The 13,610-nt window shown below is 71.9% G+C and carries 16 protein-coding genes; 8 read left to right on the forward strand and 8 right to left on the reverse strand.

Annotated features, from left to right (window positions below; translation table 11 throughout):
* Position 1 precedes the first annotated feature (1 nt).
* Positions 2-1,072 (reverse strand): glycosyltransferase family 4 protein, encoded by a 1,071-nt coding sequence (locus tag ACLJPY_RS49510; RefSeq protein ID WP_410597977.1) that lies wholly within the window; start codon positions 1,070-1,072, stop codon positions 2-4.
* Positions 1,073-1,249: 177 nt separating this feature from the next.
* Between ACLJPY_RS49510 and ACLJPY_RS49515 the strand changes: the two genes are divergently transcribed.
* Positions 1,250-2,080 carry an inositol monophosphatase family protein gene (locus ACLJPY_RS49515; RefSeq protein WP_410597978.1) on the forward strand — a complete coding sequence of 277 codons (831 nt, stop codon included), beginning with the start codon at positions 1,250-1,252 and terminating at the stop codon, positions 2,078-2,080.
* Positions 2,081-2,760: 680 nt separating this feature from the next.
* The gene (locus ACLJPY_RS49520) at positions 2,761-3,318 is read left to right on the forward strand and encodes a GNAT family N-acetyltransferase (protein WP_410597979.1); all 558 of its coding nucleotides are present in this window, start codon (positions 2,761-2,763) and stop codon (positions 3,316-3,318) included.
* On the opposite strand, the gene ACLJPY_RS49525 is transcribed toward ACLJPY_RS49520, so the two are convergent.
* The 3 genes from ACLJPY_RS49525 to menD all read right to left on the reverse strand — a co-directional run bounded on the left by ACLJPY_RS49525 (position 3,315) and on the right by menD (position 7,097).
* On the reverse strand, positions 3,315-3,752 hold the full coding sequence (locus ACLJPY_RS49525) for a DUF3592 domain-containing protein (RefSeq protein WP_410597980.1): 438 nt from the start codon (positions 3,750-3,752) through the stop codon (positions 3,315-3,317). The genes ACLJPY_RS49520 and ACLJPY_RS49525 overlap by 4 nt on opposite strands.
* A 22-nt stretch (positions 3,753-3,774) precedes the next feature.
* Entirely contained in the window at positions 3,775-5,301 is a 1,527-nt protein-coding gene (locus ACLJPY_RS49530; RefSeq protein ID WP_410597981.1) for a M1 family metallopeptidase, read from the reverse strand.
* 119 nt (positions 5,302-5,420) lie between these two features.
* Positions 5,421-7,097 carry a 2-succinyl-5-enolpyruvyl-6-hydroxy-3-cyclohexene-1-carboxylic-acid synthase gene (gene menD / locus ACLJPY_RS49535; protein ID WP_410597982.1) on the reverse strand — a complete coding sequence of 559 codons (1,677 nt, stop codon included), beginning with the start codon at positions 7,095-7,097 and terminating at the stop codon, positions 5,421-5,423.
* 90 nt (positions 7,098-7,187) lie between these two features.
* Between menD and ACLJPY_RS49540 the strand changes: the two genes are divergently transcribed.
* From ACLJPY_RS49540 to ACLJPY_RS49555, 4 genes are all read left to right on the forward strand, one after another.
* Positions 7,188-8,111 carry a 1,4-dihydroxy-2-naphthoyl-CoA synthase gene (locus ACLJPY_RS49540; RefSeq protein ID WP_410561810.1) on the forward strand — a complete coding sequence of 308 codons (924 nt, stop codon included), beginning with the start codon at positions 7,188-7,190 and terminating at the stop codon, positions 8,109-8,111.
* A gap of 1 nt (position 8,112) precedes the next feature.
* Positions 8,113-9,222, forward strand: coding sequence for an o-succinylbenzoate--CoA ligase (gene menE / locus ACLJPY_RS49545; protein WP_410597991.1), 1,110 nt, complete (start codon positions 8,113-8,115; stop codon positions 9,220-9,222).
* A gap of 66 nt (positions 9,223-9,288) precedes the next feature.
* Positions 9,289-9,426 carry a hypothetical protein gene (locus tag ACLJPY_RS49550; RefSeq protein ID WP_410597983.1) on the forward strand — a complete coding sequence of 46 codons (138 nt, stop codon included), beginning with the start codon at positions 9,289-9,291 and terminating at the stop codon, positions 9,424-9,426.
* A gap of 49 nt (positions 9,427-9,475) precedes the next feature.
* Positions 9,476-10,348 carry a 1,4-dihydroxy-2-naphthoate polyprenyltransferase gene (locus ACLJPY_RS49555; RefSeq protein ID WP_410597984.1) on the forward strand — a complete coding sequence of 291 codons (873 nt, stop codon included), beginning with the start codon at positions 9,476-9,478 and terminating at the stop codon, positions 10,346-10,348.
* Here the strand turns inward: ACLJPY_RS49555 and ACLJPY_RS49560 are convergent.
* Genes ACLJPY_RS49560 through ACLJPY_RS49575 form a run of 4 tightly spaced genes read right to left on the reverse strand, consistent with a single transcriptional unit; the run spans position 10,345 to position 12,672 of the window.
* Positions 10,345-10,806: a hypothetical protein gene (locus ACLJPY_RS49560; protein ID WP_410597985.1), complete on the reverse strand. Its 462-nt coding sequence runs from the start codon at positions 10,804-10,806 to the stop codon at positions 10,345-10,347. The genes ACLJPY_RS49555 and ACLJPY_RS49560 overlap by 4 nt on opposite strands.
* A gap of 14 nt (positions 10,807-10,820) precedes the next feature.
* On the reverse strand, positions 10,821-11,903 hold the full coding sequence (locus tag ACLJPY_RS49565) for a PLP-dependent cysteine synthase family protein (protein WP_410597986.1): 1,083 nt from the start codon (positions 11,901-11,903) through the stop codon (positions 10,821-10,823).
* Positions 11,900-12,187: a DUF4229 domain-containing protein gene (locus ACLJPY_RS49570; protein ID WP_410597987.1), complete on the reverse strand. Its 288-nt coding sequence runs from the start codon at positions 12,185-12,187 to the stop codon at positions 11,900-11,902. The genes ACLJPY_RS49565 and ACLJPY_RS49570 overlap by 4 nt, the downstream gene beginning before the upstream one ends.
* An 11-nt stretch (positions 12,188-12,198) precedes the next feature.
* Positions 12,199-12,672, reverse strand: coding sequence for an Lrp/AsnC family transcriptional regulator (locus ACLJPY_RS49575; protein WP_410597988.1), 474 nt, complete (start codon positions 12,670-12,672; stop codon positions 12,199-12,201).
* 269 nt (positions 12,673-12,941) lie between these two features.
* Between ACLJPY_RS49575 and ACLJPY_RS49580 the strand changes: the two genes are divergently transcribed.
* Together ACLJPY_RS49580 and ACLJPY_RS49585 are read left to right on the forward strand one after the other, a co-directional pair.
* Complete coding sequence (locus tag ACLJPY_RS49580) at positions 12,942-13,154, forward strand: BldC family transcriptional regulator (protein WP_003081896.1); 213 nt, start codon at positions 12,942-12,944, stop codon at positions 13,152-13,154.
* 148 nt (positions 13,155-13,302) lie between these two features.
* Positions 13,303-13,488 carry a hypothetical protein gene (locus ACLJPY_RS49585; RefSeq protein ID WP_354821336.1) on the forward strand — a complete coding sequence of 62 codons (186 nt, stop codon included), beginning with the start codon at positions 13,303-13,305 and terminating at the stop codon, positions 13,486-13,488.
* The last annotated feature ends 122 nt before the right edge of the window (positions 13,489-13,610 follow it).

Raw genomic sequence — 13,610 nt, forward strand, 5'->3', positions numbered from 1 at the left:
GTCAGGCCGCGCGGGCGGCCCGGCCCCGCACGGCTTCGTAGTGCCCGACCAGCTCGTGGCAGACGGCGGGCCACGTCCGGCCCAGCACGACCTTGCGGGCCTTCTCGCCGAGCCTCGCGCGCAACGCGGCGTCGCGCAGGGCATCGACCTTCTCGACCAGCGCCGGCCCGAACCGCTCGCGGTCCGCGGGCAGCAGGTAGCCGGTGCGGCCGGGTAGTACGAGGTCCTTGGGGCCGCCCGCGTCCGGCGCGAGCACCGGCAGGCCGGACGCCATCGCCTCCTGCACCGCCTGGCAGAACGTCTCGTGCGGGCCGGTGTGCACGAAGACATCGAAGCTCGCGTACGCCTTCGAGAGGTCTTCGCCGTACTTCGCGCCAAGGAACGCGGCTCCTGGGAGCTGCTCCTTCAGCGCGGGCAGTTCCGGGCCGTCGCCGACGACGACCACGCGGATCCCGGGCATCCCGGCCAGCGCGGCCAGCCGGTCGACCTCCTTCTCGGGCGCGAGCCGGCCGACGAACCCGACGAGCAGCTCGCCGTCGGGGGCGAGCTCGGCCCGCAGCGCGGCGTCGGCGTGCTCCGGGGAGAACCGGTCGATGTCGACACCGCGGGCCCACCGGTGCACGCGCGGGACGCCGTGCAGCTCCAGCTGCTGGACGGAGTCGCTGGACGGCGCGAGCGTCCGGTCGGCCCGCGAGTGCAGCCGCCGGACCCACCGCCACGCGGCGCGGGCGCCGATCCCGAAGCCGTACGCGGCGGCGAACCCGGCGATGTCGGTCTGGTAGACGGCGATCGAGGGCACCCGCAGCCGTCTCGCCGCGGCGAGCCCGCGCGCGCCGACGACGAACGGCGACGCCAGGTGCACGACGTCCGGGCCGAACGCGGTGAGCGCGTTCAGCACCGTGCGCGTCGGCAGGCCGATCGGCAGGGAGCTGACGCCGGGGACGTCGAGGGCGGGGATCCGGACGACGGGAGCGCCGCGGTAGGAGTCCGGGCCCGCGCCGGGGGCGATGATCAGCACGTCGTGCCGGCGTTCGCGCAGGTGCTCGACGACCCGCAGGACGGAGTTGGTCACGCCGTTCACCTGGGGCAGGAAACTTTCGGTGACTATGGCGACTCGCACGTCCTGGACGATCGCACCCGATCCTGGCGCTGGTGTGACGTGTGAGCCAACGCTGCCGGAACAGATCGGCTACGACATGTCATCTCAAGGTCGTGTCCCGGAAACCCGCGGGGCCCAGACTAAGCAGGCATGACCCTCTTGTCCTCACGGCCGCCGCGGCCCGTCGAGCCCGGCCTGCTGTCGAGGGCGCTCGAAGTGGCCGGGCGGCTGGCCAACGACGCCACCGACGTGATCACCGCGACCGCCGGCCGCGGCGCCCACCCATCGACGTTGGATTCGCCGTTCGACTGGGTCACCGACACCGACCGGATCCTCGAGCGCCACACCCGCCGCGTGCTGACGGCGGAGTTCCCGGGCATCCCGGTGGTGGGCCACGAGTTCGGCGCGGATCACGGAGCGGACGTCGCGGAGTACCGCTGGGTGGTGGACTCGGTCGACGGCACGGCGAACTACGTGGCCGGGGTGCCGTGGTGCGCGTACAGCCTGGCGCTGGTGGACGCGGCGGGCCCGGTGGTGGGCGTGGTGGCGGACCCGTACCGCGCCCAGATCTACGCGGCGGCGCGCGGCCGGGGAGCCCGCGCGAACGGCAAGCCGATCCACCTGACGGACCGCTGCGTGACGGCGGGAGCACTGGTGTGCACGGAGCTGGCCCGCACGGGACCGTGGCCGGGAATGGGCGGCTTCATCGAGCGCGCGGCAGCGGCCCACGCGGGAGTCCGCGTACTGGGCTCGGCGGCGTTGTCGATCGCCCAGGTGGCCCTGGGCCACGCGGCGGCGGCGGTGCTGCACAGCTACCACGAGTGGGACGTGGCGGGCTCGGTGGCAATGGCCATCGAGGCGGGCGCGGTGGTCCTGGACAAGCACGGCGAAGACACGGCGCTGCCGACGGACGGCCTGCTGGTGGCGGCCCCCGGAGTGGCGGACGAGGTCCTGGGCTGGTGGCAGGAGACGGCGGGCTGAGTTGTCCACATCGTGTCCGGTTGTCCACAGATTCGCCGAGTCACCCGTTCGTGCAGGCACGCGCCGATAGACTGGAACAGGGCACGCCCCCCTGGGTGTGGCGGGGCCCTCTCTGGGCGGCCTGAGGCCCTCAACGGGCGGCCGGCCGCAGAAGCCGGCCACCCGCCCTACACCTCCCCCGCCCCTCGTCCCAGCCGCAGTCAGCACCCGGAGAGCCGGGGTCAAGGGTGAGCGAAGCTCATCGCGAAGCGACGCCTGCCGACCCTTCACTCCCCGCGGCTCACCCTGGTGCCCCTGGCCGCCGAGCACCTCGAGCTGGAGTATGAGCTGGATCCCGACCCGTCGGTGATGCGGTATCTGACGGGCCGCGCCGCGACCCGGGCGGAGGTCGCGCAGGCCCGCGCCCGCCGGACGGCCACCACACCGGCTTCGGCTTCTGGCTAGGGCCGCACCGAGCAACGGAACCAGACGACCGCCCTACACCTCCCACGCCCCTCGTCCCAGCCGCAGTCAGCACCGGAGAGCCGGGGTCAAGGGTGAGCGAAGCTCATCGCGAAGCGACGCCGAAGGCGCCCTTGAGGCCGACTCTCCGGTGTTGAACAATCGAAGACGAGGAGCGGGGAAACCCCACGAAACCCGCGAGCCCCTAAACGGGTTGCGCGAAGGGCGAAGATCGACGCATGCCCACGCTCCGCACCCGGCGCCTCACCCTTACCCCCCTCACCGACGAGCACCTCGAGCTGGAGTACGAGCTGGACTCCGACCCCGAGGTGATGCGCTACCTGACGGGCCGCGCCGCCACCCGGGAAGAGGTGATCCAGGCCCACGCCCGCAGGATGGCCACCGCACCCGGCTTCGGGTTCTGGATGGGGTTCGCGGGTGAGAACTTCGTGGGTTGGTGGATCCTGCGGCCCCCGCACGGCCCCGACCAGCCGGACGTCGAGGGCGAAGCCGAGCTCGGGTACCGCCTGCTGCGCCGCCACTGGCGGCAGGGGTACGCCCGGGAAGGCTCGCTCGAGCTGCTCCGCTACGGCTTCGAGGAGCTGGGGTTGGACCGCATCTTCGCCCAGACGATGGCGGTCAACACACCATCCCGGGCAACGATGGCCTCGGTGGGGATGACGTTCGCGAGGGCATTCGTCTCGGCCGTGGACTACGAGGATCCGGTGGAAGGCGCCGAGCAGGGTGAGGTCGAGTACGAGATCACGCGGAGCCGCTGGCTGGAGATGACCCGCTAAGCCGCGACCACGGCCCGCTTCTTCTGCCGCCGGATCCACCACAACGCCGGCCCGGCCACCAGCCACGTGAAGAACACAAAACTCCCGAGCGGCAACAGCGTCAAAGCCGCCGACCGGCCGGCCACCCGAGCCAGCTCCGGATCCGACGCGTCGTACTCGATCCGGACCAGCTGCCCAGCCGCCAGCCCATCCGGGTACAGCACCCCGTTCGCCGGGCTGTGGACGATGCCGTCCGGGGTCTCGAAGTGGATGATCGTCCGGTCGAACGCCACCGAATCCACCGTGGCCGTCGCCGTGCCGAGCTGGGCGGAGATCGCGCTGTCGTTGCGGATCGCCGCGAACAGCAGGCACACGCACATCACGGTGAGGAGCGAGGCGACGCCGAGGGTGGCCCACCACCCGACGCGCCTCGCCCGCTCACCTCTCGTGCTCACGCCGCGAGCGTAGCGGTCTTGTTCAGCCCGCGTGTCCGGCGGCGAGGAACCGGTGGTTCGCCTGGATCTGGTCGTACGACTTGGGCTTCACGGAAGCCGAAGCCGGAGCCGCGGCACGCAGAGCCGGAGCCGCAGCGCCGTTCGGGCCCACCGCGGGCTTGCCCGAGGTGTACAGCCACGTCTGGAACAGGTCGTGCAGCGGCTTGCCCGAGATCTTCTCCGCCAGCGCGATGAAGTCCAGGATCCGCCCGTTCGACCCGCCGCGCTGGGCCTGCCACGTCTGCAGGATCTTGAAGAACGCCTGGTCACCCACGGCCGTCCGCAGCGCCTGCAGCGTCAGCGCACCCCGGTCGTACACCGCGTTGTCGAACTGGTTGTCCGCGCCCGGGTCGGCCGGCACCAGCTTCCACAGGTCGCCGTCGGCCGGGTTCGAGTCGTACGTGTACTGGGCCAGCTCCGCGACCGTGCCCTCGCCCTCGTGCTCCGACCACAGCCACTCCGCGTAGGACGCGAAGCCCTCGTTCAGCCAGATGTCGCTCCAGCGGCCGAGCGAGACGTTGTCGCCGAACCACTGGTGGGCGTTCTCGTGCGCGATCAGCGTCGTGTTCGAACCGGCGCGGAAGTTGCGGACGCCGTACGTCGGCCGCGTCTGGTTCTCCAGCGAGAAGCCGATCCCGCTGGTCACGACACCGCCCTCGGCCTCGAACGGGTACGGACCGAACTGGGTCGCCAGGAACTCGTCGATCTCCGGGGTCCGCTCGACGCTGGCCTTCGCCGCGTACAGCGAGTCACCGAGGTCGCTGCCGTACGCCGTGATGAACGGCTTGCCGTCCGGGGTCGTCGACTGGTTCAGCTCGTACTTGCCGACGATGAACGACGTCAGGTACGTGGCCTGCGGCTTCGTGCTGCGCCACTGCCAGCGCGTCCAGCCCGCGCGGCTCTTCTGCGTCCGGACCAGCGTGCCGTTGGAGATGGCAACGTTGTCGTCCGGGGCTTCGATCGAGACGTCGTAGGTCGCCTTGTCGGTCGGGTGGTCGTTGGCCGGGAACCACCACGCCGAGCTCTGCGGCTCGTCGATGCCCAGCGCGCCGAACGAGCCCTTCTTCCAGGCGTTGATCCCGTCCACCGTCTCGGTCGACGGCGTGTCCGAGTACGCGACGACGACGGTCGCGGTCTGGCCCTTGAGCAGCGGCTGGGCCGGCGTGACGACGAGCTCGCCGTTGCCGGTCTGGTTGGTGAACTGGGCGGGGCGGTTGTTCACCCGCACGCTCGACGCCTTGAGCGCGAAGTCCAGGTCGAACCGCGAGAGGTCCTGCGTCGCGGTCAGCAGCAGCGTCGTGGTGCCCGCCAGTACGTCCGTCGCGGGCTGGTAGGTCAGCCGGATGTCGTAGTGCAGCACGTCGGTGCCGCCGTTGCCGGCGTTCGGGTAGTACGGGTCGCCGACGCCGGGAGCGCCGGGCGCGGGCGCCGCGCTCGCGGTGCCGGCGAGCAGCACCGAGACGACGCCGGCCGCGAGCGCACCGAGCCCGGTGCGCGTTCTTGCACGCATTCGATTCCTCCTGAAGGAGTGAGAAGCAGCGCGCTCGAACGTAGCCAGGGCAGCAGACCCCAGGAACAGCCAAAGGGAGGTTTCTTGCCTACTGGGATACCACCCGGAAAGCGGTTGACTCAGCCCGCCGAGACCGCTGCGGACACCGCCGCCCGCAGCCGGGCGTGCAGGTCGCGGTGCCGCGACCGGTCCACCCGCACCTCGACGACCCGCAGCCCCGGCGCGGGCGCCAGCGCCGCCCGGAACTCCGTCAGCGTCTCCGCGACGACGTGCGGGACGCGGTAGCCCGCGCACAGCGCGCCCAGGTCGGCGCCGTGCGGAGTGCCGAAGACGCGCTCGAAGCTCGCCGAGTGCTCCGGCGCACCCTGCTCGAGCAGCGAAAAGATGCCGCCGCCGTCGTCGTTGAGCACCACGATCGTCAGGTCGGGCCGCTGCTCCGCGGGCCCGGTCAGCAGCCCGGACGCGTCGTGCAGGAACGTCAGGTCGCCCAGCAGCGCGTACGACGGGCCGCGGTGCACGTACGCGGCGCCGATGGCCGTCGAAACCGTGCCGTCGATGCCCGCGACACCGCGGTTGCGGTGCACCAGGACGTCCGGGCGCAGCCGGCCGGCCAGCGCGACGTCCCGGGTGGGGTTGGACGAGCCGACGACCAGCAGCGAGTCCGGCGGCAGCGCGTCCACCAGCTCGGTCGCCACCCGCAGCCCGCTGGGCCACGGCTCCTCGGCCAGCGTCGCGGCGACGGCGGAGGCGGCCGCCGCGTCGGCCCGGCGCCAGCTCGCCAGCCACTCCGGGTCAGCGGGCTTGGTCGGCTCGTCGAACCACTGCCCGACCTGCCGGACGTTGTGCGCGGGCGCCGGCCAGTCCGAGTCCGGCCGCACCAGCAGCACCTCGACGGAAGCGTCCGAGAGGACCTGCTGGATCTGCCGGAACACCGTCGGCCGGCCCAGGCAGAGCACCTGTTCGGGCTTGTGCCGCGAAATGAACTCCTCGACGGCCAGCAGCCACACCCCGGACGAGATCGCCGTGCCGCCGGACAACCCGATCCCGCCGGTCTCGGAGATCACCGGCCAGCCGTGCTGCTCGGCCCACTCGCTCGCCGCCTGGACGCCGGTATCGCACGCGATGACCAGGCCGTGCCGGGCCGAAGGCACCACGAACGACGGCAGCGCGCCGAAGTCCGGCAGCTCGGTCCAGCGGGAGCCGTCGGGCCGCCCGTCCAGGGATTCGTACCACTCACCGGTGTCGTCGAGGTCCGGGACCAGCGGCTCGCGGAACGGGATGTTCAGGTGCACCGGGCCGCAGCGCCACTCGCCGTAGGCCGCGTTCCAGGCCCGGCAGATCTGGCTGCGCCAGTACGAGTTCTGCCCGGCGCGCCGCTCGGCGACGGCCAGCTCGTCGAAGTAGCGGACGGCGTCGCCGTAGAGCTGGTGCTGGTCGATGACCTGCGACGCCCCGGCCGCGCGCAGCTCGGGCGGCCGGTCGGCGGTCATGACGATCAGCGGGACGCCCGCGCGGTCGGCTTCGAGCACCGCCGGGTGGAAGTTCGCGGCCGCGGTGCCGGACGTGCAGAGTACGGCCACCGGGCGGCCGGTGCGCGCGGCGATGCCGAGGGCGAGGAACGCGGCGCCGCGCTCGTCGATGCGGACGTGGAGCTGCAGTTTCCCGGCCTTAGCCGCGTCGTAGAGCGCGATCGACAGCGGCGCGTTGCGGGAGCCGGGGCAGAGGACGACGTGCGAAACGGTGTTGCGGACGAGTTCGTCGACGATGACCCTGGCCTGCGCGGTGGAAGGGTTCACCGGCAGGCTCCAGACTCCGCCGAGGCACTCTTTCCCGCCGAGGCGGCATCAGGCACAGCGCACATGTCCACAGGTCCTATTCTCCCAAACGTGGATGACGCCCGAGTTTCCGAGCTGTTCGATCCGGCCGCGTGGACCGAGGTCGAAGGTTTCGCCTTCACCGACATCACCTACCACCGCTCCGCTGAGAGCCGCGGCGGCAAACGCGTGGTGCGCATCGCGTTCGACCGCCCGGAGGTCCGCAACGCCTTCCGGCCGCACACCGTCGACGAGCTCTACCGGGCGCTGGACCACGCGCGGATGAGCGCCGACGTCGGCTGTGTCCTGCTCACCGGGAACGGCCCGTCGCCCAAGGACGGCGGGTGGGCGTTCTGCTCCGGTGGTGACCAGCGTATTCGCGGACGCTCCGGCTATCAGTACGCGAGCGGCGAGACCTCCGACACGGTGGACCCCGCGCGGGCGGGCCGGCTGCACATCCTCGAGGTCCAGCGGCTGATCCGGTTCCTGCCGAAACCGGTGATCGCGGTCGTGCCGGGCTGGGCGGCGGGCGGCGGGCACTCCCTGCACGTCGTGTGCGATCTCACCCTCGCTTCGGCCGAGCACGCGAAGTTCAAGCAGACCGACGCCGACGTCGGCTCGTTCGACGGCGGCTACGGCTCGGCGTACCTGGCGAAGATGGTCGGGCAGAAGTTCGCCCGCGAGATCTTCTTCCTCGGCCGCGAGTACTCCGCCGAGCAGATGCACGCCATGGGCGCGGTGAACGCCGTCGTCCCGCACGCCGATCTGGAAAAAGAGGCGCTGACCTGGGCGTGGGAGATCACCCGCAAGTCGCCGACGGCGCAGCGGATGCTCAAGTACGCGTTCAACCTCACCGACGACGGGCTGGTCGGCCAGCAGCTGTTCGCCGGCGAGACCACCCGGCTGGCCTACATGCAGGACGAGGCGGTCGAAGGCCGTGACGCCTTCCTGCAGAAGCGCGACCCCGACTTCGAGGACGTGCCCTATTACTACTGAGCTGCTCCCGATCCACCTCGACGGCTCGCCCGAAGCGCTCCAGACGCTGCAGGCGGCCGTCGCGGCCGCGCTGGACGGCGGTCCGGCGGTGCTGCCGTTCACCGACCCCGCGCTGCGCGACGCCATGGCGCCGGCCGAGCCGGCCGAACCGGGCACCGCCGTGGTCATCGCCACGTCGGGCTCGACCGGCGAGCCCAAGGGCGTCCTGCTGTCGGCCCGCGCGCTGACCGCGTCCGCCGAGGCCACGCACGCCCGCCTCGGCGGGCCGGGCCACTGGCTGCTGGCCACCCCGGCGCACTACATCGGCGGCCTGCAGGTGCTCGTCCGGTCCCTGCTCGCCGGGACGACCCCGGCGCTGCTGACCGGCACCGGCTTCCGCCCGGACGACTTCGCGGCCGCGGCGGCCCGGCTGACCGGCGGCCCGCGCTACACCGCGCTGGTACCGACCCAGCTGGTCCGCCTGCTCGAGGACGGCGGCGCGGGGCTGGCCGCGGCCAGGACGTTCGACGCGATCGTGGTCGGCGCGGCGGCCACCCCGCCGTCCCTGCGGGAACGCGCCGCGGACGCCGGGGTGCGGATCGTGCCGGCGTACGGGATGAGCGAGACCGCCAGCGGCTGCGTCTACGACGGCTTCCCGCTCGACGGCGTCCGCGTCGACCTCGACGGCGACCGCATCCGGATCGCCGGCGACGTCCTCGCGCACGGCTACCGGCGCCGGCCGGACCTGACGGCGGAGTCGTTCTCCGGCGGCTGGTTCACGACGTCCGACCGCGGGGTCCGCCGCGACGACGGCCGCATCGAGGTGCTCGGCCGGGCCGACGACATGATCAATACCGGCGGCGTGAAGGTGCCGGCGAACGCGGTCGAGCGGTGCCTGAGCGCGCAGCCGGGGGTGCGTGACGCGTGCGTCGTCGGCGTGCCGGACCCGGAGTGGGGCGAGGCCGTGGTGGCGCTCGTCGTCCCGGACGGCGAGCCCGGCGACCTGCGCGCGGCGGTCCGCGCCGAACTGGGCGCGGCAGCGACCCCCAAGCGCATCGAATTCGCCGCGGAACTGCCCCTCCGGGGTCCGGGGAAGATCGACCGGACGGCGGTCAGAAGCCGCCTCGCGTAGCGTTTTCGCGGCTGAATGGCGGTAGTGCGTTGACACACACGGGCCGCGCCCGCTTGGCTACTCACCATGACGCGCTGGCTCAGAACTGCACTTATCGGCACGGTCGTCGCGCTGGGTGTCCTCCTGCCCTCGAGCGCGGCTCTCGCCGACAGCGTCGACCCCAACAGCGGGTCGCTCGTCTGGCAGCTGCCGACCTCGGACTGAGTTCCCGGGTTCCCGCTCAGGCGTGATCACCATGGCGTTGAATGGCGCCATGGCGAGTGTGAGCGAGTGGATCGAAGGGGCCCGGCCGCGGACGCTGCCCAACGCGGTGGCGCCGGTGGTGGCGGGCGTCGGCGCGGCGATCACGCTGGACGCGTTCTCCTGGTGGCGTTCGGTGCTGGCGCTGCTGGTCTCCCTCTCGCTGATCATCGGCGTCAACTACGCCAACGACTACTCCGACGGCATCCGCGGCACGGACGAGCACCGCGTCGGCCCGCTGCGGCTGGTCGGCTCGGGCGTTGCCGCGCCGAAGGCGGTGCTGGCGGCGGCGCTCGGCTGCCTCGGCCTGGCCGGGGTGCTCGGGCTGGTCCTGGTGGCCGTCAGCGGGCACTGGTGGCTGCTCGCGATGGGCGCGGTGTGCATCCTCGGCGCGTGGTTCTACACCGGCGGGAAGAAGCCGTACGGCTACTACGGCTTCGGCGAGATCGCCGTCTTCGTGTTCTTCGGTCTGGCCGGCGTGCTGGGCACGGTGTACGTCCAGGCCGGCTCCGTCAGCTGGGCGGCACTGGCGTGCGCGGTCGCGGTCGGCTGCTTCTCTTCGGCGGTCCTGACGGCCAACAACCTGCGTGACATCCCGACCGACATCGAATCCGGCAAGCGCACCCTGGCCACCCGGCTGGGTGACAAGGGCACGCGAGCGCTCTACCTGGCGCTGGTGGCGGTGCCGTACGTGGTCGCCCTGCTCCTGGCGCTCTTCACGCACTGGCCGGCCGGGCTGCCCATCCTGAGCGCGCCGCTCCTGGTCGCGTCGGTCGGCGCGATCCGCCGCAACGCGACCGGCCGCGACCTCATCCCCGCCCTGCGCGACACCGGGCTCGCGATGCTCGCCTGGGCGGTGCTGGCCGCCGTCGGCCTGAACCTCTAGGGCCAGTTCGCGTCGTCCAGCTCGCGGACCAGGAACGTCCGGTCCGCCGGGTCGACCACGGCCGTCAGCTCCCGGCCCGGCACCAGGTCCGGGCGGTACCCGGTGGTGACGACCGCCTCGAACGCCGGGACGTCGGGGCCGCTGACGCGCAGGGTCAGGCGAAGCGGGTTGTCGTCACCGCCGCCTGCTGCGGCCGCGAGGATCTCGGCTTTCGCCGGCAGGCCGACCTCGTCCAGCCGGAGCAGCCGCCGCTTCGCCCGGCTCGTGCCGCGCCACAGGCTGACCCCCATGGGCATCAGCACGGCCGCCAGCACTCCGCCGAGCACCGGCCGGCCCATTCCCCCGGCCGCGCCCGCCACGACCGGACCGGCCACGACGAGCGACGCGCTGAGCAGGCGCCAGCCGGTGTTGCGGCCGCGGCCGGCGCCCTGCACCTCGACGAACCCGGATCCTGTCACCCGGTCGAGCGTAGTCAGTTTTCCGGGACGAACTTGCCCGTCGCCAGGAACTCCTCGAACAACGCCGTGTGCGGCGCCAGGTCCAAGCCCTGCTGGGCCAGCCACTCGTCGTTGTAGTAGGTGTGGGCGTACCGCTCGCCGCCGTCGCACAGCAGCGTCACGACGCTGCCCGCCTGGCCGTCCTCGACCATCCGGGAGATGAGCCGGAACGCGCCGTAGAGGTTCGTGCCGGTCGAGCCGCCCGCCCAGTGGCCGGTCCGCTCGCGCAGCAGCCGGATCGCCGCCAAGGACCCCGCGTCGGGGATCCGGAACATCTCGTCGATGACACCCGGCACGAACGACGGCTCGCAGCGCGGCCGCCCGATGCCCTCGATCCGCGACGGCATGCCGGTGCCGTAGTCCAGCGCGCCGGTCTCCCAGGCGCCGTAGAACGACGAGTTCTCCGGGTCGACGACGCACACCTTCGTCGTGTGGCGCTTGTAGCGGACGTACCGGCCGAAGGTCGCGCTCGTGCCGCCGGTGCCCGCGCCGACGACGATCCACTTGGGGATCGGGTGGCGCTCCGAGCGCATCTGCGCGAACACCGACTCGGCGATGTTGTTGTTGCCGCGCCAGTCCGTCGCGCGCTCGGCGTAGGTGAACTGGTCGAGGTAGTGGCCGCCGCACTCGGCCGCGAGCCGCTCGGCCTCGGGGTACATCGCCGGGGCCTCGTCGACGAAGTGGCACTCGCCGCCGTAGAACTCGATGAGCGCGACCTTCTCCTTCGACGTGCGCCGCGGCACGACGGTGATGAAGCGCAGCCCCAGCATCCGGGCGAAGTAGGCCTCGGACACCGCGGTCGACCCGCTGGAAGCTTCGACGAGCACGGTGTCCGGCCCGATCTGGCCGTTGACCAGCCCGTAGAGGAACAGCGACCGGGCCAGCCGGTGCTTCAGCGAGCCGGTCGGGTGCACCGACTCGTCCTTGAGGTACAGGTCGATGCCCCACTCCGGCGGCAGCGGGAAGACGTGCAGGTGCGTGTCGGCGCTGCGGTTGGCGTCGGCCTCGATGATCCGGACGGCCTCGCGGACCCAGCTGCGGGCGTGCGGGCGGCTCATTCGGCGTGGCCCGGCGCGTCTCCGCGCAGCTGCGCACGCAGGTCGGCACGGGCACGGGCGCGCTTCTCGTTGCGCTTCGCCAGGCCGGCCGTGACGCGGGCGTTGAGCGGGCGGAACAGCAGCAGGCCCAGCGGCAGGCCGACGACCAGGCCGACGAGCAGCGCGACCAGCAGGGGTACGCCGACCAGGGTCAGCACCCAGGCGATCACCCCGACCAGCACGAACCGCGCCAGCAGGTACAGCGTCAGGTCACGCGGCAGGGTGCCGGCCTTCTCGTCGCTCACACCAACGCAGGCTACGCGCCGCCCGCCCGGTCCTTCTGCAGGCCCGCGTTGTTCGGGCGGCCTTCGAAGCGCGTCGAGAGCACGACGGTCGTGTTCGTCCGCCCGACGCCGGGGATGCGCCGGAGCCGGCCGAGGGTCCGCTCCAGCTCGTCGACGGTCGGCACGCGCACCTTGACGACGAAGGCCTCGTCGCCCGCCACCGCGTAGCAGCTCTCGACCTCGTCGAGCTCGGCGAGCGCGTCGGCGACGTCGTCCTCCGTCGCGGTGTCGGTCGGGTGGATGCTGACGAGGGCGGTGACGCCGAGGCCGACCGAGTTCGGGTCGACGACCGCGTGGTAGCCGGTGATCACGCCGGCGGCTTCCAGCTTGCCCACGCGTTCGTGCACCGACGACGCGGAGAGCCCGACGGCTCGCCCGAGGTCGGCGTAAGTGGCCCGTCCGTTGATGCGCAACGCTGCGATGATCTTCCGGTCCAACTGATCCACGGGGATCACTCTATGCGGTTGGACAATCCCCCATTGGCACCACGCCCGGCGGCCGGGCCGGCGTCTTCGCACGTCACCTCGCCGGAGAGTAGTTGCCGATGAGTACGCAAAGTGTCCGTTTTGACCTTTAAGGGCTCTTTACTCGCGGACAACCGTTCGAGTACCCGACGGGTGAAGTGCAACGATTGCCTTGTTGGCTACCCCGGCGCGACGGGCAGAAGGGCCCGGACGCCTCCGGTATAGCAGTGAGTTCGTTAAGGAGGCGGAAAATGACCGCGACGATGGGCGGACGCCTGCTCACCCCAGGCGAGGTGGCAGCGCTCTTCCGGGTCGACCCGAAGACGGTGACGCGGTGGGCGACCGCGGGCCGGATCGGCTCGATCCGCACCCCGGGCGGGCACCGGCGGTTCCGGGAGTCCGAGGTGAACGAGCTCCTGGCCGAGCTGACCACCGACGCCAGCGAACCGGCGCGCAACGCCTGAACCACCCGGACGCCAGGGCCGTGTCGAGGTAACGGGAACCACCCCGTCCCCGCACGGCCCTCGTCTTTTTTCCGGCCCGGCTTCAGGCCCACCACACGGCCGGAGCGGTTAACCTCGGGGGACAGGCAGCCCCACGGAAGGATCCGGCATGCTCGCTCTGCTCGCGGCGGTCGGCGCGCTGGTCGTCGCCCTGCTCCTGTGGCGGTCGTTCGCCGGTCAGCGGATCGGGGTGACGTCGGCTCCACGCCGGGCCCCGCTCGCCCCGGACGACGACCCCGACTTCCTGCGCCAGCTGGCCGAACAACAGCGCAAACGCCGGGACGAAGACTCCTAGGGCCTGTATCGAAGTTGTCTCCGGCGGGTTGAGCTGGAGTTGGCGGTGCTGGGCGTGTCGTCGGCCGAAATGGGTGAGGTCTCCGGTATTTGGTTCGTCGACCAAGAAAAACCTGAACACCG

The sequence above is a fragment of the Amycolatopsis sp. lyj-23 genome, from assembly GCF_046549135.1.
Classification (GTDB): Bacteria; Actinomycetota; Actinomycetes; order Mycobacteriales; family Pseudonocardiaceae; genus Amycolatopsis.

What these genes read in the sequence shown, in the direction of transcription:
- ACLJPY_RS49515 (WP_410597978.1), top strand. Translation starts at nt 1,250, where the DNA reads ATGACCCTCTTGTCCTCACGGCCGCCGCGGCCCGTCGAGCCCGGCCTG.
- ACLJPY_RS49520 (WP_410597979.1), top strand. Translation starts at nt 2,761, where the DNA reads ATGCCCACGCTCCGCACCCGGCGCCTCACCCTTACCCCCCTCACCGAC.
- ACLJPY_RS49530 (WP_410597981.1), bottom strand. Translation starts at nt 5,301, where the DNA reads ATGCGTGCAAGAACGCGCACCGGGCTCGGTGCGCTCGCGGCCGGCGTC.
- ACLJPY_RS49550 (WP_410597983.1), top strand. Translation starts at nt 9,289, where the DNA reads ATGACGCGCTGGCTCAGAACTGCACTTATCGGCACGGTCGTCGCGCTG.
- ACLJPY_RS49555 (WP_410597984.1), top strand. Translation starts at nt 9,476, where the DNA reads ATGGCGAGTGTGAGCGAGTGGATCGAAGGGGCCCGGCCGCGGACGCTG.
- ACLJPY_RS49565 (WP_410597986.1), bottom strand. Translation starts at nt 11,903, where the DNA reads ATGAGCCGCCCGCACGCCCGCAGCTGGGTCCGCGAGGCCGTCCGGATC.
- ACLJPY_RS49580 (WP_003081896.1), top strand. Translation starts at nt 12,942, where the DNA reads ATGACCGCGACGATGGGCGGACGCCTGCTCACCCCAGGCGAGGTGGCA.
- ACLJPY_RS49585 (WP_354821336.1), top strand. Translation starts at nt 13,303, where the DNA reads ATGCTCGCTCTGCTCGCGGCGGTCGGCGCGCTGGTCGTCGCCCTGCTC.